This is a genomic window from Cupriavidus necator, from assembly GCF_016127575.1.
Taxonomy (GTDB): domain Bacteria; phylum Pseudomonadota; class Gammaproteobacteria; order Burkholderiales; family Burkholderiaceae; genus Cupriavidus; species Cupriavidus necator_D.
Genome location: NZ_CP066019.1, coordinates 196,624 through 211,948, shown reverse-complemented (window position 1 = coordinate 211,948; position 15,325 = coordinate 196,624). Strand labels below are relative to the sequence as shown.

At 64.4% G+C, this 15,325-nt stretch carries 9 protein-coding genes; all 9 read right to left on the bottom strand.

Going from position 1 to position 15,325, the window contains the following annotated elements; all coding sequences use genetic code 11:
• Positions 1-4 precede the first annotated feature (4 nt).
• Positions 5-685: a CsgG/HfaB family protein gene (locus tag I6H87_RS19970; protein ID WP_011616438.1), complete on the bottom strand. Its 681-nt coding sequence runs from the start codon at positions 683-685 to the stop codon at positions 5-7.
• 83 nt (positions 686-768) lie between these two features.
• On the bottom strand, positions 769-2,496 hold the full coding sequence (locus I6H87_RS19965; RefSeq protein WP_011616437.1) for a ShlB/FhaC/HecB family hemolysin secretion/activation protein: 1,728 nt from the start codon (positions 2,494-2,496) through the stop codon (positions 769-771).
• A gap of 11 nt (positions 2,497-2,507) precedes the next feature.
• Positions 2,508-2,744 (bottom strand): hypothetical protein, encoded by a 237-nt coding sequence (locus tag I6H87_RS19960; RefSeq protein WP_041687914.1) that lies wholly within the window; start codon positions 2,742-2,744, stop codon positions 2,508-2,510.
• Positions 2,745-2,925: 181 nt separating this feature from the next.
• On the bottom strand, positions 2,926-3,147 hold the full coding sequence (locus I6H87_RS19955) for a hypothetical protein (RefSeq protein WP_136227843.1): 222 nt from the start codon (positions 3,145-3,147) through the stop codon (positions 2,926-2,928).
• Entirely contained in the window at positions 3,144-11,540 is an 8,397-nt protein-coding gene (locus I6H87_RS19950) for a hemagglutinin repeat-containing protein (RefSeq protein WP_041687912.1), read from the bottom strand. Before I6H87_RS19950 ends, I6H87_RS19955 begins: the two co-directional genes overlap by 4 nt.
• A gap of 618 nt (positions 11,541-12,158) precedes the next feature.
• Complete coding sequence (locus tag I6H87_RS19945; protein ID WP_041688275.1) at positions 12,159-12,449, bottom strand: hypothetical protein; 291 nt, start codon at positions 12,447-12,449, stop codon at positions 12,159-12,161.
• Positions 12,450-13,101: 652 nt separating this feature from the next.
• A complete protein-coding gene (gene cheZ / locus I6H87_RS19940; RefSeq protein ID WP_011616434.1) occupies positions 13,102-13,737 on the bottom strand; it encodes a protein phosphatase CheZ in 636 nt (211 codons plus the stop codon).
• 18 nt (positions 13,738-13,755) lie between these two features.
• Positions 13,756-14,142: a chemotaxis response regulator CheY gene (cheY, locus tag I6H87_RS19935; RefSeq protein ID WP_011616433.1), complete on the bottom strand. Its 387-nt coding sequence runs from the start codon at positions 14,140-14,142 to the stop codon at positions 13,756-13,758.
• 88 nt (positions 14,143-14,230) lie between these two features.
• On the bottom strand, positions 14,231-15,313 hold the full coding sequence (locus tag I6H87_RS19930) for a protein-glutamate methylesterase/protein-glutamine glutaminase (protein ID WP_010812705.1): 1,083 nt from the start codon (positions 15,311-15,313) through the stop codon (positions 14,231-14,233).
• Between the last annotated feature and the right edge of the window lie 12 nt (positions 15,314-15,325).

Genomic DNA, 15,325 nt, shown 5'->3' with positions numbered 1-15,325 from the left:
GGAATCAGGGGGTGACGGGCTTCCAGGCGCCGCTTTCGATGCCGCTGACCAGGTTGGTCACGGCTTCGCGCATGGCGAGGTCCAGCACCTTCCCGTTGAGCGTCGAGTCATAGCTGGACGTGCCGCCAAAGCCGATTACCTCCCGGCTCGACAGCGCGTACTCGCCTGCACCCTGGGCGGTGAACACGACTTCCGAGGTCGCGATATTCACCACGTTGAGCGCGACCTTGGCATACGCGACCTGCGACTTGCCGCGGCCCAGGATGCCGAACAGCTGCTGGTCGCCGGTTTCCTTGCGGCCGAACTCGGTCACGTCGCCGGTGATCACGTAGTCGGCCCCCTTCAGGCGCTGAGCCTGGCTCTTGATGGCTGCCTCGCGCTTGATCTCGTCCATGTTGTCGCGGTCGAGCACATTGAAGCGGTTGGTCTGCTGCAGGTGCGTGATCAGCACGGTCTTGGCCTGGCCGCCCAGCCGGTCGACGCCGTCGGAGAACACGCCGCGCATGTAGCTCGAACGGTTGTCGAACTTGCCGACCGAAATCGGCGTGCGGACGCCGGCGTAGGGACGGCTGGCGCTCTCTACTTTCTGCACCGGCAGCGCCGTGGACGATTCGGTGGCACAGCCGCCGAGCATGGCGAGCAGCCCGGCCGCGGCGACCAGGGATATGGCCGTCACTTTGTTCATGCGATCTTCTCCTTCAGTTGGGTCAACACTACATTCATGCTCTGTCACAGCAGCAAGTCGATACTCCGCACCGTTCGGGCGGATCAGAACTCCACCCCGATCTGCGCAGCGAGATTGGGCTGGCGCGTGCGGAAGAACTCGGGCTTCCTGACCGGCCAGCCGAGCGTTACCTCATAGGTCAGCGCGGCAAAGCCGCCCATGGCCCAGCGCCCGCGCGCGCCGATCACCGCGCCCATCAGGGTCTGGCCGACCAGGAATGCCGCAGACGGGCCGCTGACGTGGCCGGCGTCGAAGCCGACAAAGGCTTCTTGTCCAGTATTGCCAAGTTGCCAGGCCACGTCGTTGCGCCAGGTCACGCCGTTCTCCGCGGCCAGCGTCAGCTGCTCATCGAAGCCGCGCACCGAGTAGCGGTTGCCGATAACGAAATAGTCGGAGGGCAGGATGCGGGTGTGCGCGTACTGCATGCGCAGGTTGCCCTGGTAGCGCAGGCGCTGCCCGGCGACCTGGAACGGCACCATCAGGCCCGCGTTGGCGAGCAGCAGTTCAGACTTGCCGCCCCAGTCCGGATCGCCCAGCACGAAGCCGGGCGTCTTGGAATGCGCGGGCAGGGATGCACGCCAGGCCGCGCCGATATCCAGCACCGTGTTGCCAAGGTACTGGCGATGCGAGGCACCGACCTCGTAACCGACGAAATCCCGACGCTGCACGGCGATGTCGATGCCGTCCAGCGTGGTGCTGGCGGTCTTGCGGAACACCTTGCCGTACAGGCTGGTCTTGCCCGAGGCGTTGCGAAACGGCACATAGCCCAGGCCCGCCTCGATCTGTGTGCTGCGCCCGCCGTAGGCGATATCGCCCTCGAAGCCCGCCACGGTCTGGTGGTATTTCGACTGGTTGGCGTTGAAAAAGGCGTTCCAGTAGCCAAACGGAATGCTGTAGTTGATGGCCGACGAGCGCGCACCGGCCGCGCCGTTGCCGAGGTTGGCATTGGTGTTGCCGGAAATGGTCAGGCTGTCGTACAGGAACAACGGCGAATCCACCGTCAGCGTGCCGCCCATCTGGTACTTGCCGGTGTTGTCCAGGCCGGCGTTGTCACCCGTGATCAGGGCATGCCAGCGCTTGCCGGTGCCGGGCTTGACGACCAACTCGGTATCGCCTGGCTTCTCTCCCGGTACCAGGTCGATACTGGCGTCGGCCTGGCCCTGCAGACGACGCATGTTCTCCATGCCCTGGTCCAGGTCGCGCTGGTTCACCAGCCCTCCCGGGCGGGTCGGCAGCGCGGTTCGCCACCAACCGGGCGTGCCCTCGGCCTTGACGCCGGTGATGTGTCCGGCCACCACGCGCAGCCGTAGTTCACCGCTGGCGAGGCTTTGCTCAGGAATCAGCACGCGCGTGGTCATGTAGCCTCGGACTACCAAGCGTGCGGAGAAGTAGTCCTGGATGGCTTCCAGCCCCTGGCCGCCCACGCACTGACCGGGCAGGATGCTGGCCTCGGCTTGCAACCACTCGAACTCATCGGCGTCTTCCCAGTGCACGGTCTTGATCGGGAAGCAGGGGGATTCGTTGCGGAGGATCAGCGGGCCTGCCAGGGCCGGCTCGGCCGGACCCGGCGTCAGCACATCGGGGCGGGCCATGGCACGTTCGCGCGCGGCCTCCTGCTGTTGTTCCTGGCGGCGCTCGATGGCGTCGTTGGGGGTAACCTGCGGGAAGAAGGGTTGGGCCTGGGCGGCGGCCAGGGAGGGCAACGTCAGCAGGAACGGGACAAACGGGAAGACGCCGCGCGCCTTGCGACGCGCCTGAGAATCTAGTCGCATTGGAGATGTACCTATTCTTCTTGCGTATCGCTCGCGGAGACTTCGCCGTGCACCGGTGAACTCTCTCTTCCAACGAGAAGGGAACCAAGGCCAAAGATCGCCAAAGCGAACCCCATTAGCGAGAGCAAATTGACCTGGGTAAGCAGCTGCAGTGCCGTCACAATGATCTGCATCAGCATGATGCCTACGCAAAGGCGCCAGGCCAGGTCACTGGGATCGTTCTGCAGCTTGTGCGACAGATACACCATGCCGACAGTCCAAAAGAAGTTCTGAACGGCTGGCGATGCAAACCTTCGATATAGCGCCTTACGCTTTGACGACATTGATCTCGACAGTCCTGATCCGGGACACGACGCCTGGGACAAAAAGGGGAGACGTCATGCGCCTAGAATGAGGAGACGGTCATAAAAATTGACTGCAGGCAATCCTTCAGATTTCTAGCTTCAGTTCCTCGAGCATGAAATGACAAGCATCATTTTCGGATTGAAACTCTCTTAACGGACGCTCGCCCCCTCTCTCGACGAAGAAGACATGCCACGTTCCACTACGCTCCTCGAGACACAACCTCTCATCTCTCCATCCGGACAAGGAATAGACACGGCGCGGAACGCCGAGTCGATCTAGTTCACTTTTCAATTCCTTGGCATTCACTGCGTTCTCCTCAATGCGCCACGATTGATCAAATTTCGAACCGATTCATCAAATTTGTATTGAGTTCCCATACCTTCATAGCCAAACCAAGGTCTAGTTGGGCCTGCAGTTACTTCAATAGGTCGAGTGACTTCATACACATGGTATGGGGCACTATCGGACCCCGGGCGAAGTGCACGAGATCTATATGAAGCACCGGCTTCAGCAACGAATGTACCTTGCACAGAACCATATCGGTCCACGAATTGTCCTGGGAAAAGGGTGTAGCGCTCTCCTGTACCGGGGACAAATCCGTTATTAGGCGGCCATTCATTCAGCTTATTGAAGTTTGAACCTGCGCGGGCAGCCGCACTTTCCGCGACGTTTCCTTCGACTCTCGCCCGAATCGCTGCCTGGGACGCTACTGCGTCATCGATGGCCCCCATTGTTGGTATGCCAAACAATGGAACACGGCCAAAATTTGGCGCCCCATCTGCATCCCCAAAGGCAAACTGCGGTAGTACCCCCCGTTGAGACTGAGCATACTCTTTAGCCAGCGGCGAATTGGCCGGCTGTGACAGTAGCGCGGCCTGCGCCTTCATATATTGGTCGTAAGTAACGCCTTCCGATTTCGCTACACCCTTCTCATCGTAATAGGTACCAAGCACGACGCCCATTGCCTTTTCCATCTGCTCTGGGGTCATGCCCGCCTTGGCCGCTTCCTTTGCCGCAACCGTCTTCATGTCCTCGGACTTGGCATAAGTCAACTGGCGATTGAAGCGGTCTACATTTGAGGCGGTCGACGCGCCAGAACCGCCGCCAATCACCGCACCGATACCGCCTGCGGCGATATTGCCGGCGATGTTGGCAATAGCGTGATCGAGGTCGGTATTTCCAGTATTGACGTTGGTATAGACAGCATTCACGCCATTCTGAATCTTCGGTGCCGACAGTGATGCGCCTGCTGCACCGGCAGCTCCGGCCAACGCATTGCCGCCACCCAGGCCGGCAACGAGCGCACCGCCCGCACCGTGCAGCGCGGCGCGATAGTCGCCACCTTCCTTCCAGCCGTCAATATCCGACTGAGCCGCCGTCATGGCCGCCTGGTTTTCGGCGCTGGGATCCTGCTGATACGCTTGCGCAGCGGTCTTGTACCGATTCTGCGCTTCCTCCTGCTTGGCGTTGGCAACCTGGCCTACCGTCTTAGCAACCGCCTCGCCAGCCGCCTGCGCCGCCGCCATCATGTCGGCCTGCTTGTCGAGCACGTTCATCAGGTCGGGGTTCTTGCCCACCGTGGTATTGGTGCCGACGGTGTCACGCCTGAGGTCTGCCAGATCCTGCTTCTGACTGGCTTCGTCGCGGATGGTAATGGTCCCATCCGCAATCGCGCTGCGCGCCACGCCGTCCTGGCTGCCGCTCTCGTGCTGCGGAACCATGGGACTGATGCCGCCGGTGTTTCTGCCGGAAGTCTGGCCGCTGTTTTTCTCACCGTTCTGCGGACCCGCGGTAATGCCCCCAGACACACCAAACGAGGTCGCGCTGTAGTCCGAGTGGTTCTGCATATCGCTGAAACTGAGCGTGCCGGTATCAAGGTGGTTCTTGTCCTTGCCGGCAACACTGGCGATCACCGCGCCCTTGAGGTCGGTGTTGCCTTCCACGCGGATGTCGAAGCCGCCGTCGCCCGCATGGATGCCCGACTGTTCGCTCACGTTCGCATAGTTGCCACTGGCCTTGCCCTTGCTTGCGGAGAAGCTGGCCGAGCCGCCACCCTGGCTGATGCTGAAGCCGCCACCGATGCTTTGCTGCCTGGCGCGCATCTCCTCGGTGTCCTGGCGGCTGGCGATGTTCAGGTTGCCACCCACGTCCCCCACCACCTTGCCGCCGCCGACCATGGCGCCCAGGATATTGGTGTCATTGCCCGAGACGAAGGTGACGGATTCCCTGCCGGTCACATGGCTGTTGGCCTGGCTTGTGCCTCCGCTGTCCGCGTTGCCCTTGGACTTGGAGGCCGACGCCGATACCCCGAACCCTTGCGCGCCGTAGGAGACCCCGACGCTGGCGCTGCTCGATTTGTTGGTTCTGTGGCTCTCGTTCATGTCCGTGGCTGACATGATATTGATGTCATGCTTCGCACCCAGCGCCACCTTGTTGGCATCGATGTTCGAGCCGATGACGTTCAGGTTGCCGGCTGTCTTGTTGCCATTGGCGTTCACGCCCGTCGCCATGAAGGCTGCCGTGCCACCCGCCGAGACATTGGCGCCGTTGTGGCTGATGCTGTCCTCGGTGAGGGTCCGCTTGCTCTGGCTGGTGCCAAATGAGAGGGTGACCGCAGCACCTTTTAACGGATCGCCCCCGGCCTGCGCCAGCGCCGCACCGGTATCGGCTACGTCGCGCGCTGCCGCGATGCCCCACAGTGCGGAAGCCCGTCCGTCCTGGCTCTTGCTGGCCGAGCTGACCTTGTTGCCCGCGTTGATCGCCGCGCCGATGGCGCCGCCCGACACGCCCAGCGTGAAGCCGCTTTGCCTGACCTCATGGGTTTCGTCGTGGTGCTGGCTGTTCTGCGCGGCCTCGATGGTCACGTCCGCCGCCACACCGGTAATATCCTGCCTGGCGATCAGGTCGCTGCCCGTGACCTTGAGCGTGCTGCCCGCTTTCATATGCACGCTGCCGTCGGTGGAGCCGATCAGACTGCCCGCCTGCTGCATGCCCTTGTCGTTGACGGTGTCCTTCTGCTCGCGCTTGCCGTAGGAGAGGCCGGAACCGGTGGCGCCGAAGCCGGACTTCTTCTCCTCCTTGAAGCTGTAGGACGACGAGGTGGTTTCGGCAGTGCCGATGGTGATGTCGCGCCTGGCGTCGAGATTCACGTCGTGCGTGGCCGCAATCGTGCTGCCCGAGGTGGTAAGGTCCCGCCCTGCCGCCATGTCAACCGTGTCGCCGGAGAAGGTGCTGCCCAGCGCCTCGGTGCGGCTTGCCGCATCGATGGTATGGGTGGACTTCTTCGACAGGAAGCCGCCGCTTTGCATCGACTGCTCGTCGCGTATCGCCACGCCGGCCTCGCCGGCCGTCACGTTGATATCGCGCCCCGCGCTGACCGCGATGGCATCATCGGCGCTCACATAGGCTGCCTTGGCATTGACGTCCTGGCCGGCAGCGAGCGTTATGTCACGGCCTGTGATCAGCGTGCCGATCTCTGCCGTGTGCACAACGCTGGAACGGTTCTTCGCGTCCGCGACGGCATCGAAGCCCTCGGCCACCTGCACCGTGTCCAGGTTGATGTCCCGTTCGGCGCCCATGCCGAGGCTGTCGGCTGCCGCGATGCTGGCCGCCTGGCTGTTGATGTCCCGGCCCGCCACAAAGACGGCATTGTCCGCCTCCACGCTGGCGACGCCGCTGATGACGGTGCGGCTGGCGGTGGATTCACCGACCCTGTTGCCCGCGGACGCGGTGGTGGTGGTCAGGTTGATGTCCCGGCCTGCGGTGACCGCCAGGTTGTCGGCGCTGATCCTGCCGGCCAGGTTGTCGAGGTCCTGCTTGGCATTCAGCCCCATGGCACCGGCTGACAGCGTGCCTCGCTCGTTGCGGATGTTGCCCGCATCGATCAGCATCACATCGCGTGCCGCGATGGTGCCGGTGTTCTTCACGTCCCCGTCGGTCCGGACCTTCGCGTTGCGCGCCGTGATCAGCGTGCCGTCGCCCTTGAGGTCGCCCGCGCGCACCTTCAGGTACACCTGCGGCACCAGCACCTGCTGCGTGGAGCCGTCCGGCAGCGTTACGGTCTTCTCCACCATCCAGACGATGTCGGTGGTGAGCGCCCGCATCTGCTCGGCAGTCAGTGCCGTGCCGACGTTCAGCGAGAACTGCCTGGCGAATTCGACGCCGGACTGCATCAGCGCCTGGTACTGGGCCTCGTTGCCGGTGTAGTCGCCCACGAAACGCTGACCGGTGCCAAGCATCACGGCGTCCGCCACCAGCCGCGCCTCGTAGAAGCCATCTCCCAGGCGCTTGAGGACCCTCGTCGGGTCCTGGCCCAACTGGGTCAGCATGAAATCGCTGGACAGCCACTGGCGTTGGTTGGTGAAGCGCGAATCGGTTTCGATCAGGTAGCGCGCACCGGGATCGGTCCGCGTGACGAACAGCGCGTTGGTCGGCATTGCCAGCGACGGCGTGACGGTGCGGATCACCTCGCCACCCAGACGCCCGCCGGCTGTGGCCCCTCCTGGGTTGAGCGCGACCTGCGTCAGGGTCGGCGCGCTGGCGATCGGTGTGACGCCCGCTCTCGGGTCGATGGCCGTGCCACTGCCCGGGACGGTCTGCAGATTCTGCTGCGTTGTGCCGGTTGCCAGTTGCAGCGGCAGCGTCACGTCGAGGGGCGGGATTTCCGCTGTGGTCGAGCGCCGGTCCGGTGCATTGACGCCGTGGTTGATGTAGTGCCACGCCTGTGTGCCGGTGACAGTCTCGAACCGGGTGCCGGTATATCCTTCGTTCCGCACCGGTGCCGGCACGTTCAGTGTTCCGCCGATGGCGATCTCGCTCTTGTCGTTGACCACGGCTCCATTGAGCGTGGCGTTGCCGCCGACCAGCAATCGGGCGGGATCGGTGTGCAAGACCACCTCCTCGCGCACTTGCGTCTGCTTGTCAACGGAATAGAAGTTATCGACGGTGCGCGCGTGGAAATCCTTGTTGAAGGCGATGATCTTGTCGTTCAGTGCCTCGTACCTGGCAATGTTGGCGTCATGCCAGTCCCGGTACTTCTGGTGCGCAGCGATGCAGGCGGGCGGGGCATTGACCTCGCAAGCGGCAGGGTATGGTGGCGGCGCACTGTCGGGACGCGCGACCTTCAGCTTGTCCCAGATCGGATGGTCGGGCGGGTAGTTGTACTTTTCCGCCATCAGCACCGGATTGCCGTTGACATCGTTCTCGAAGTGCAACGTGTAGGCCAGTCCCACCGGCGACCATGTGTTTTTCGGCATGCCGCCGTAGTAGTCCACGTAAAAGGGGTCCTGCCAGTACATTACCGGTCCCGCCTCGCCATCAGGGCGGCGCGACCAGTCGAACGGCGGCCCGAACTCCGCGAATGGATATTGTTCCGAGGGCAATAGCAGCAAGCGTGCGACGCCTTTCTGGTTGCCATCCCGGTACAGCCAGCCCAGGTCCGTGCCAGCATGGAAATAATCGTCCTTGCCGCTCCAGTCGAAGATGAGCGCCGTGGCCGGATCGATATCTTCCAGGGAGCCTTTGAGGCGATAGACCAGCGTCCTTTGGACGCCAGTGTCCGTCACCTGGGTCTCGAAATGGCTGCTTTCGTTGCGAATGCTGGCCGCTTTGATGTCGGCGTCGCGTGCGACATCGATGACGGCCGAGGCATTGGTAAGCGAGCTCGCCTGCCCCGTGGCCTTGCCATCGGCGTCCAGAGCACCGCCCACCCTCAGGTCCTGCGAGGACAGGATCAGCGCGTGTTCGCGGTTGACGATATCGGGCGCGCCAAGGTCCACATCGCCGGTGCGCGAGGCGATCACACCACCCTTGCCGGTGGCGGCGTTCCGGTCGTTCAGGATCAGCACGCCTGCGCCGATGGCAACAGTGTCCCCGAAGATGCGCTCGGTGTTGGTGACTGTCGTGCCGGCCTGCACGCGCACCGCGCCACCGTCGATCAGGCCGCTGTTGGTGACCGCCTGGTCGGCACGGATGGTGTTCGAGACCTGGCCGACCAACTCGCCCGAGTTGCTCACGTTGCGCCCGTGCACATCCAGCGCCTCGCCGGCGGTCATCTTGCCGCTGCTGGCCACATCCCCGCTGGTGTCCAGGCTCAGCGTCTTGCCGGCGGCCACGGTCTTGGTATTGTTGAAGTCGCCGGTCAGCCTGGCGCTGAGATCGCCTTGCGACTGGACCGTGCCGTCGCCGGTGAGAGTGTTGCCCTGGATGCCGAGCGAGGTATTGGCGGCGAGCAGGCCATCGGTGTTGGTGGTAGTGCCCACGTTCAGTTGCGCCGTGCCACCCGAGGTCACCTCGCCCCGGGAGTTGTCGAGCGTCGCCGCATCGGCGTCAAGCACGGCATCGGCGCGCAGCGCACCCTGGCCGTTGTCGATGGCATTTGCCGTGAGCTTGACGCTGGCGCCCTCCATGCCCCTCGGCGTCTTTTCGGTGCCACCCAGCGTGTCGCGGTTGACGAGGGTGCCCGCCTGCACGCCCAGCGTGCCGCCTGCATGCGTGAAACCCGCCGTGTTGTCGAAGGTGCCGGCAATCCGGAACCTGGCGTCGCCGTTCGAGGCGAGCTGGCCACCGTTGTTGGAGAGGCTGTCGCCGGTCATGGCGAGCGGCCCGCCCGACACGACCTTGCCGCCCGCATTGCCGAAGGTCGTCATGTTCACCGTGACCGACTGCTTGCCGGAGACCGTCCCGGCCTGGTTGCCGAAGGCGCCGGTACTCAGCGTCAGGTCGCCGTTGGCGACAGTGAGTCCCTGGCTGTTGTCGTAGCGCTGTCCGTGCGTGTCGGCCACGAGCAGCCCGGTGGACTGCACCACGCCCGCGCGGTTATCGAAGCGGCCGGTGTCGGCCTGAATGTTGGCCGCCGCGATCACGCCCGCGGTATTCGTGAGCGCCTGGCCGGCGGTATCCGCGTTCAGGGTCTCGCCGGCGGACATCTGACCGTGATCGTTCACGATGGCGCCGCCGGTGACGCGCAGATCGGTGGCGGCGAGTGCCTTGCCGCTGGTGTTGTCAAGCGCCCCGGTCACGGTCAGCTTGTCCTGTACCGAGCCGATCACGCCACTGCGATTGACCACACCGGGCGCCGCCACCGTGGTGGCGAGCGTCCCGGCCACAGCGCCGCCGGTGTTATCCACCGTCTGCGTTCCCTCGACGCCCAGCGCGCCGCCGCTGCTGATGGTGCCGCGCTGGTTCAGCACGCTGGTGCCACGCACGGTGCCGCCGTTGACGCCTGCCACGATGGCCGCTCCGCGATTATCGACCGTGCCTGCGGCACTTATCTGCACCGTGTTCGCTTCGAGCCGCGCGTTCCGGTGGGTGATGTCGCCCGAGGCTGACAGCCTGGCGGTGTCGTGCGAGGTGACTTTGCCGTTGGAGAGGTCCAGCGTCGGCGCCGACAGGTTGATGTCCGCGCCGGTCAGGATACTGCCGTTGGACCGGATGGCCGTACCTGCGGTGAGGTTGGCCGTGCCCGCGCCGGTCCCGTTGGCATTGGCATCGACGCCTGCGCCGATGGTGCCGCTGTTGACGATACTGTCGGCCTGGCCCGTCAGGTCGGTGCCGGCGGCAAGCACGCCGCTATTGGTCAACTGGCCCGGCGTGGTAGTCGCGATGGCGCCGCGCGTCGTGATGGTGCCGGCGTTGTCGATGTTGGCGCCCGCCACCGTGGCACTGCCGTCGGCCTGCAGGCGGCCACCCGGCGCGATGCGTACGTCGCCGTTGTTGTCCACCACGATGTCGCCCGCGCGCGCCGAGATGCCGCCGCCGATATTGAAACCAACGCCTTTCTCGGTGCCGATGAGCCGTACCGAATTCGCGTACATCGATCCCAGCGCCGCCGCATCCAGCGCAAGTTGCGGCGCGGCGCCAGTGACAGCCTGCGGCGTGGTGTTGAGCGTCGCATGGTCAATCTGGTTTGCGCCGGTGATTGCGTTCAGATGCCTGGCCCACAGCTCGGCGTTGATGCTGATCGAGCGTGCCAGCAGATCGACCTGTGCCTGCGGGCTGGACAGGCCCTGCCCACCAATGGCAATGTTGCCCGCCCGCACGTCGAAGCCGGTGACATCCCCATCGGCGCCAAACACCGGGCGGCCCGTGGAGAGCGTGAAGCGGTCGGCATTGATCACGCCGCAGCCCGAGCAGGTAATGCCGGCAGGGTTGGCCAGGAGCAGGTTCGCCCGGCGCCCGGCGATCTCTTGCTGTCCCATAAGTTGCGACGGATTAGGCTGCATCACTTGCAGTACGATGTTGCTGGCGCTGTTGTTGCCCAGCTGCATGTTGCCCTGCACCCAGCCAGCAATCTGGGTCTGCGAATTCTGGCCGCTGTTGTTCAGCACTACGCCGGACGGTCCCACGCCGTACTGAATAAAGTTATTCACGCTGGTCCCGCCGTTGCGTTGCGGCGGGGCGATGTTCACTACCGGGACGCCGTTGGCCGCCACGCCCACCACCGGGCGTTGCCCTGGCGCGTTCCTGTCCACCTGGATCGGCAGCGTCTGTGCGTGTGCCGCCTGGTCCAGAACTGCCGGTAACCCCATCATCGCCGTTGCCAGCGCGGCACGCCACAACACCGGCGCGAAGGCCGTATTGCCACCGTTGCTCCCCACGCTGCCGTGGCGGCCTTTGGCGCGTCCCGTGGCACACTCCTGTACTGCCACCGGCATACCGCATGCGGCATTGAACACCAGACGATAGAGGTTCCTGTTCATTCGTATGCTTGGACGGAGCGGGTGCGCAGACGATTCGGCGGCGCCCGCCAGAGGCCAGACTGAGGCCAACGCTAGCCACTGTACCCAGCCAACTCTGGCGTCGGGGTCGGATGATTCCGAACTTCGCGGCGGATATTTCCGCAATTTTTCGGGACAATGCGGCACCCGGTCCAAGCATGACCCGGGCCGTCGCGCACCCGCAATCCGGCGCCGCAAAGGGCTTCAGCCTAGCGCACGCGAGAGGCTTCGCGCCTCACGCCATCACAATCCTTTACATTCCGCGGGGCGCGAATAACGCGGTTTAGCGGACGCCGTCTTGCGTGTGGTGGGCCAGTGCGTCCAGTACTGGCCACGAAGCGATCCCGACCTGGCAAGCTTCGCGTGTCAGTTGTAAATGGAGGGACAAGGCGCTCGGGAAGCCAGCACCAAAGGCGAGCGATTGACTCGCCCCAGGTAGGCGTTTGCCTCGGTGGCGCACGGCGAAGTCTCGCCTGCGCCCGACTCGGCGTGATGGCGTCTTTGCCGTGTGGTTCAACCGCTTTGAAATCGGGGAAGTTGACCTGCGCGCCGAGGAGGCGCGCGGCAGCCGATTGCACGGCTGCCCCCCCCCGCTAAACGTCAGTCAGTCTGCAATACCTGACCCTGCAGCACGGCCAGCTCACTCAACACCTGCGTCTCATGCGCCAGCCAGGCCGCGAGGGAAAGCAAGCTTTCCCACATCCCCTGCTCCAGATCCACCGGATCCAGACTCGAGGCACCATGATCGCTAGCCATGAGCAGAAGCCCATGAAGCTGCGCCGCACGTTGCACCGCAAGACTCAACGGATTTTCCCCCGGGCTATGGGCGGTCACGAGCATGTCGACACCATTGTGTTCCGCAGTAATACCGTGATGACTATGGCTATACATGGCGCACCTCCGCATGCGACGTCTGCGGGCGCTGATGCAGCGAGAAAGCGCGGGGGATAATCAAGCGCCCGGAATGGGCAAGGAAAGACTGATACATGGCACTACTCCCTCTCATACAGGTTCAGTCCCGCTACCCCGCTGCTAATCGGGGCGGGCGGGCGCAAGGCAGGGTTAGCAGACCGGTGAGAAGGAGCCGGCGAGCCCGAGGGCTCCCCCGCCATGGCCCGCCCATGGAAGAGGCGTGCGCAGTATGGCGGATGTAAGGATACCGCCAGAAGGCGGTCGGCTTCCCTCTCACTCAGGCTGCTAAACCCGGTCGCCACTATGCAGCGACGAACCCAGTATGAAGAGGGGCAGCAAGCGCGAGTATGGGCAAACTCTTAAAAGAGCGTCCATCGCTGGGTTGCCGGGGATGATGTGGGTGCGCAGGTGTTGATGCGGTTGACTTCGTGGATGCGCCGGCCCTCTCCCCCGCCCCTCTCCCGCAAGCGGGAGAGGGGAGAAAACATGCGGGAAGGAAACAAGCTGTCGGGCTCGCACGCAACCACGCTGTGCGAGAGCAGCGATGCACTCCGTGCCCTAGCCCAAGACCTGAGATAGCGCGTGCGCGCAGCGCAATCGAAGGCTTCCCGCCACCAGCCCAACCGAACCCTCAAAACCCCAAACTCGCCAACAAATCATCCACCTGCGCCTGGTCCGACACCACATCCGGCTTCCCTTCCGGGTTCACCTGCGGACCATTGAGCAGCGTCGACGGCGCCTGCACTTCCACCCGCCGCTCGGACGGCACATTGTCGATCAGCACCTGCAGCAACTCCTGCTCCAGCGCGCGGATCATGTCCATCATCTTCTTGATGACCTGGCCGGTCAGGTCCTGGAAGTCCTGCGCCATCATGATGTCGAGCAGATGGCTGTTGGTGGCGCGGGCCTGGGCCGGCACCTCGGACAGGAAGGCGCGGGTGTCGAGCACCAGCGAGCGGGCGTCGGCCAGCTCCACCGGCTTCTCGAACCAAGCCTCCCAGCGCTTGTCCAGGGTTTCGGCCTGCTGTTCGATATCGGACTGGATCGGCTGCGCCAGTTCGACCGCGTTCAGCGTGCGCTCGGCGGCCTGCTCGGTCATTGCGGCGATGTAGTTGAGCCGGTCGCGCGCATCGGGGATGGCCTGCGCGGCGCGCTCGATCTCCTTGTCCAGGCCGAGCTCGCGCATATTGTCGCGCAGCATCCGCGTCAGGTTGCCGATGCGGATGATCAGTTGCTCGGCGGAATCATTGCTCAGGGTCGGGGTCATGACAAACGCGCCTCCGCCTCAGCCGCCGAGTTTCTCGAAGATCTTGGTGATCTTCTCGTCCAGCGTGGCGGCCGTGAACGGCTTGACCACGTAGCCGTTGGCGCCGGCCTGGGCCGCGGCGATGATGTTTTCCTTCTTGGCCTCGGCGGTCACCATCAGCACCGGGATCTTGCCGATATTGGCATCGGCGCGGATCGCCTGCAGCATGGTCAGCCCATCCATATTGGGCATGTTCCAGTCCGAGATCACGAACTGGAAGCTGCCATCCTTGGCCTTCTCCAGGCCGGCGGCGCCGTCCTCGGCTTCCTCGACGTTGACGAAACCCAGCTCCTTGAGCAGGTTGCGGATGATCCGGCGCATGGTCGGGAAATCATCCACGACCAGGATCTTGATGCTCTTGTCCACTTTGAGGGCTCCAGTAAATACAGTGTTGGCTTGTTGCCAGGACGAGCGCCGCGCGCCGGCATGCGCGCCCCGCTCGGCCCGATTTGGTTTACACCCGCTGCGCGCGCGTGCCGTATGTGGCCAGGCGTGCCATCACGCGCTGGGTCATCGCCGGCAAGGGCACGACTTCATGCACGCCGCCGGTGGCGATCGCCTCCTTCGGCATGCCAAACACAATGCATGTGTGCTCGTCCTGGGCCAGGTTATAGGCACCGGCCTCGCGCATGCGCAGCATGCCGCGCGCGCCGTCGCGGCCCATGCCGGTCAGGATCACGCCGATCACGTTCTTGCCGCCATGCTGCGCGGCCGAATCGAACAGCACGTCGACCGACGGGCGGTGGCGATTCACCGGCGCTTCCTGCGACAGGTGCGCGACATAGTTGGCGCCGCTGCGCGCGAGCAGCAGGTGCGAATCGCCCGGCGCGATATACGCATGGCCGGGCAGCACGCGCTCGCCGTGCACGGCTTCCTTGACGGTGATGCGGCACAGGCCATCCAGCCGCTGCGCGAACGAGCGCGTAAAGCCGGCCGGCATATGCTGGACGATCATGACCGCCGGGCTGTCGGGCGGCAGCGGCATCAGGAATTCCTTGATGGCCTCGGTGCCGCCGGTGGAGGCGCCCAGGATGATCAGCTTTTCGGTCGACAGCAGCGGGCTGCGCAGCATCGGCACGGGCTCGGTGCCGGCCGCCGTCGGCGCGGCCGGTTGCGCGGCCGCGCGCACGCGGGCGCGCGACGCGGCGCGCAGCTTGTCGGCGATGGTGTGGGTGTATTCCAGCAGCCCGTCGCGGATGCCCAGCTTGGGCTTGGTGACAAAGTCCACGGCGCCCAGCTCCAGCGCGCGCATGGTGATCTCGGAACCGCGCTCGGTCAGCGACGACACCATCAGCACCGGCATCGGCCGCAGCCGCATCAGGCGTTCCAGGAAGTCCAGGCCGTCCATGCGCGGCATTTCGACGTCCAGCGTCAGCACATCCGGGTTCAGGCGCTTGATCAGGTCGCGCGCCACCAGCGGGTCGGGCGCGGTGCCCACCACTTCCATGTCGGGCTGGCTGTTGATGATCTCCGTCATCAGGCTGCGGATCAGCGCGGAATCGTCCACGCAGAGCACCTTGATCTTGGCGGCTGTCATGATTGATCGTGC

Excerpts from the sequence above, each read along its gene's own strand:
- I6H87_RS19970 (WP_011616438.1), bottom strand. The coding sequence starts at position 685 with ATGAACAAAGTGACGGCCATATCCCTGGTCGCCGCGGCCGGGCTGCTC.
- I6H87_RS19965 (WP_011616437.1), bottom strand. The coding sequence starts at position 2,496 with ATGCGACTAGATTCTCAGGCGCGTCGCAAGGCGCGCGGCGTCTTCCCG.
- I6H87_RS19960 (WP_041687914.1), bottom strand. The coding sequence starts at position 2,744 with ATGGTGTATCTGTCGCACAAGCTGCAGAACGATCCCAGTGACCTGGCC.
- I6H87_RS19950 (WP_041687912.1), bottom strand. The coding sequence starts at position 11,540 with ATGAACAGGAACCTCTATCGTCTGGTGTTCAATGCCGCATGCGGTATG.
- I6H87_RS19945 (WP_041688275.1), bottom strand. The coding sequence starts at position 12,449 with ATGTATAGCCATAGTCATCACGGTATTACTGCGGAACACAATGGTGTC.
- cheZ (WP_011616434.1), bottom strand. The coding sequence starts at position 13,737 with ATGACCCCGACCCTGAGCAATGATTCCGCCGAGCAACTGATCATCCGC.
- I6H87_RS19930 (WP_010812705.1), bottom strand. The coding sequence starts at position 15,313 with ATGACAGCCGCCAAGATCAAGGTGCTCTGCGTGGACGATTCCGCGCTG.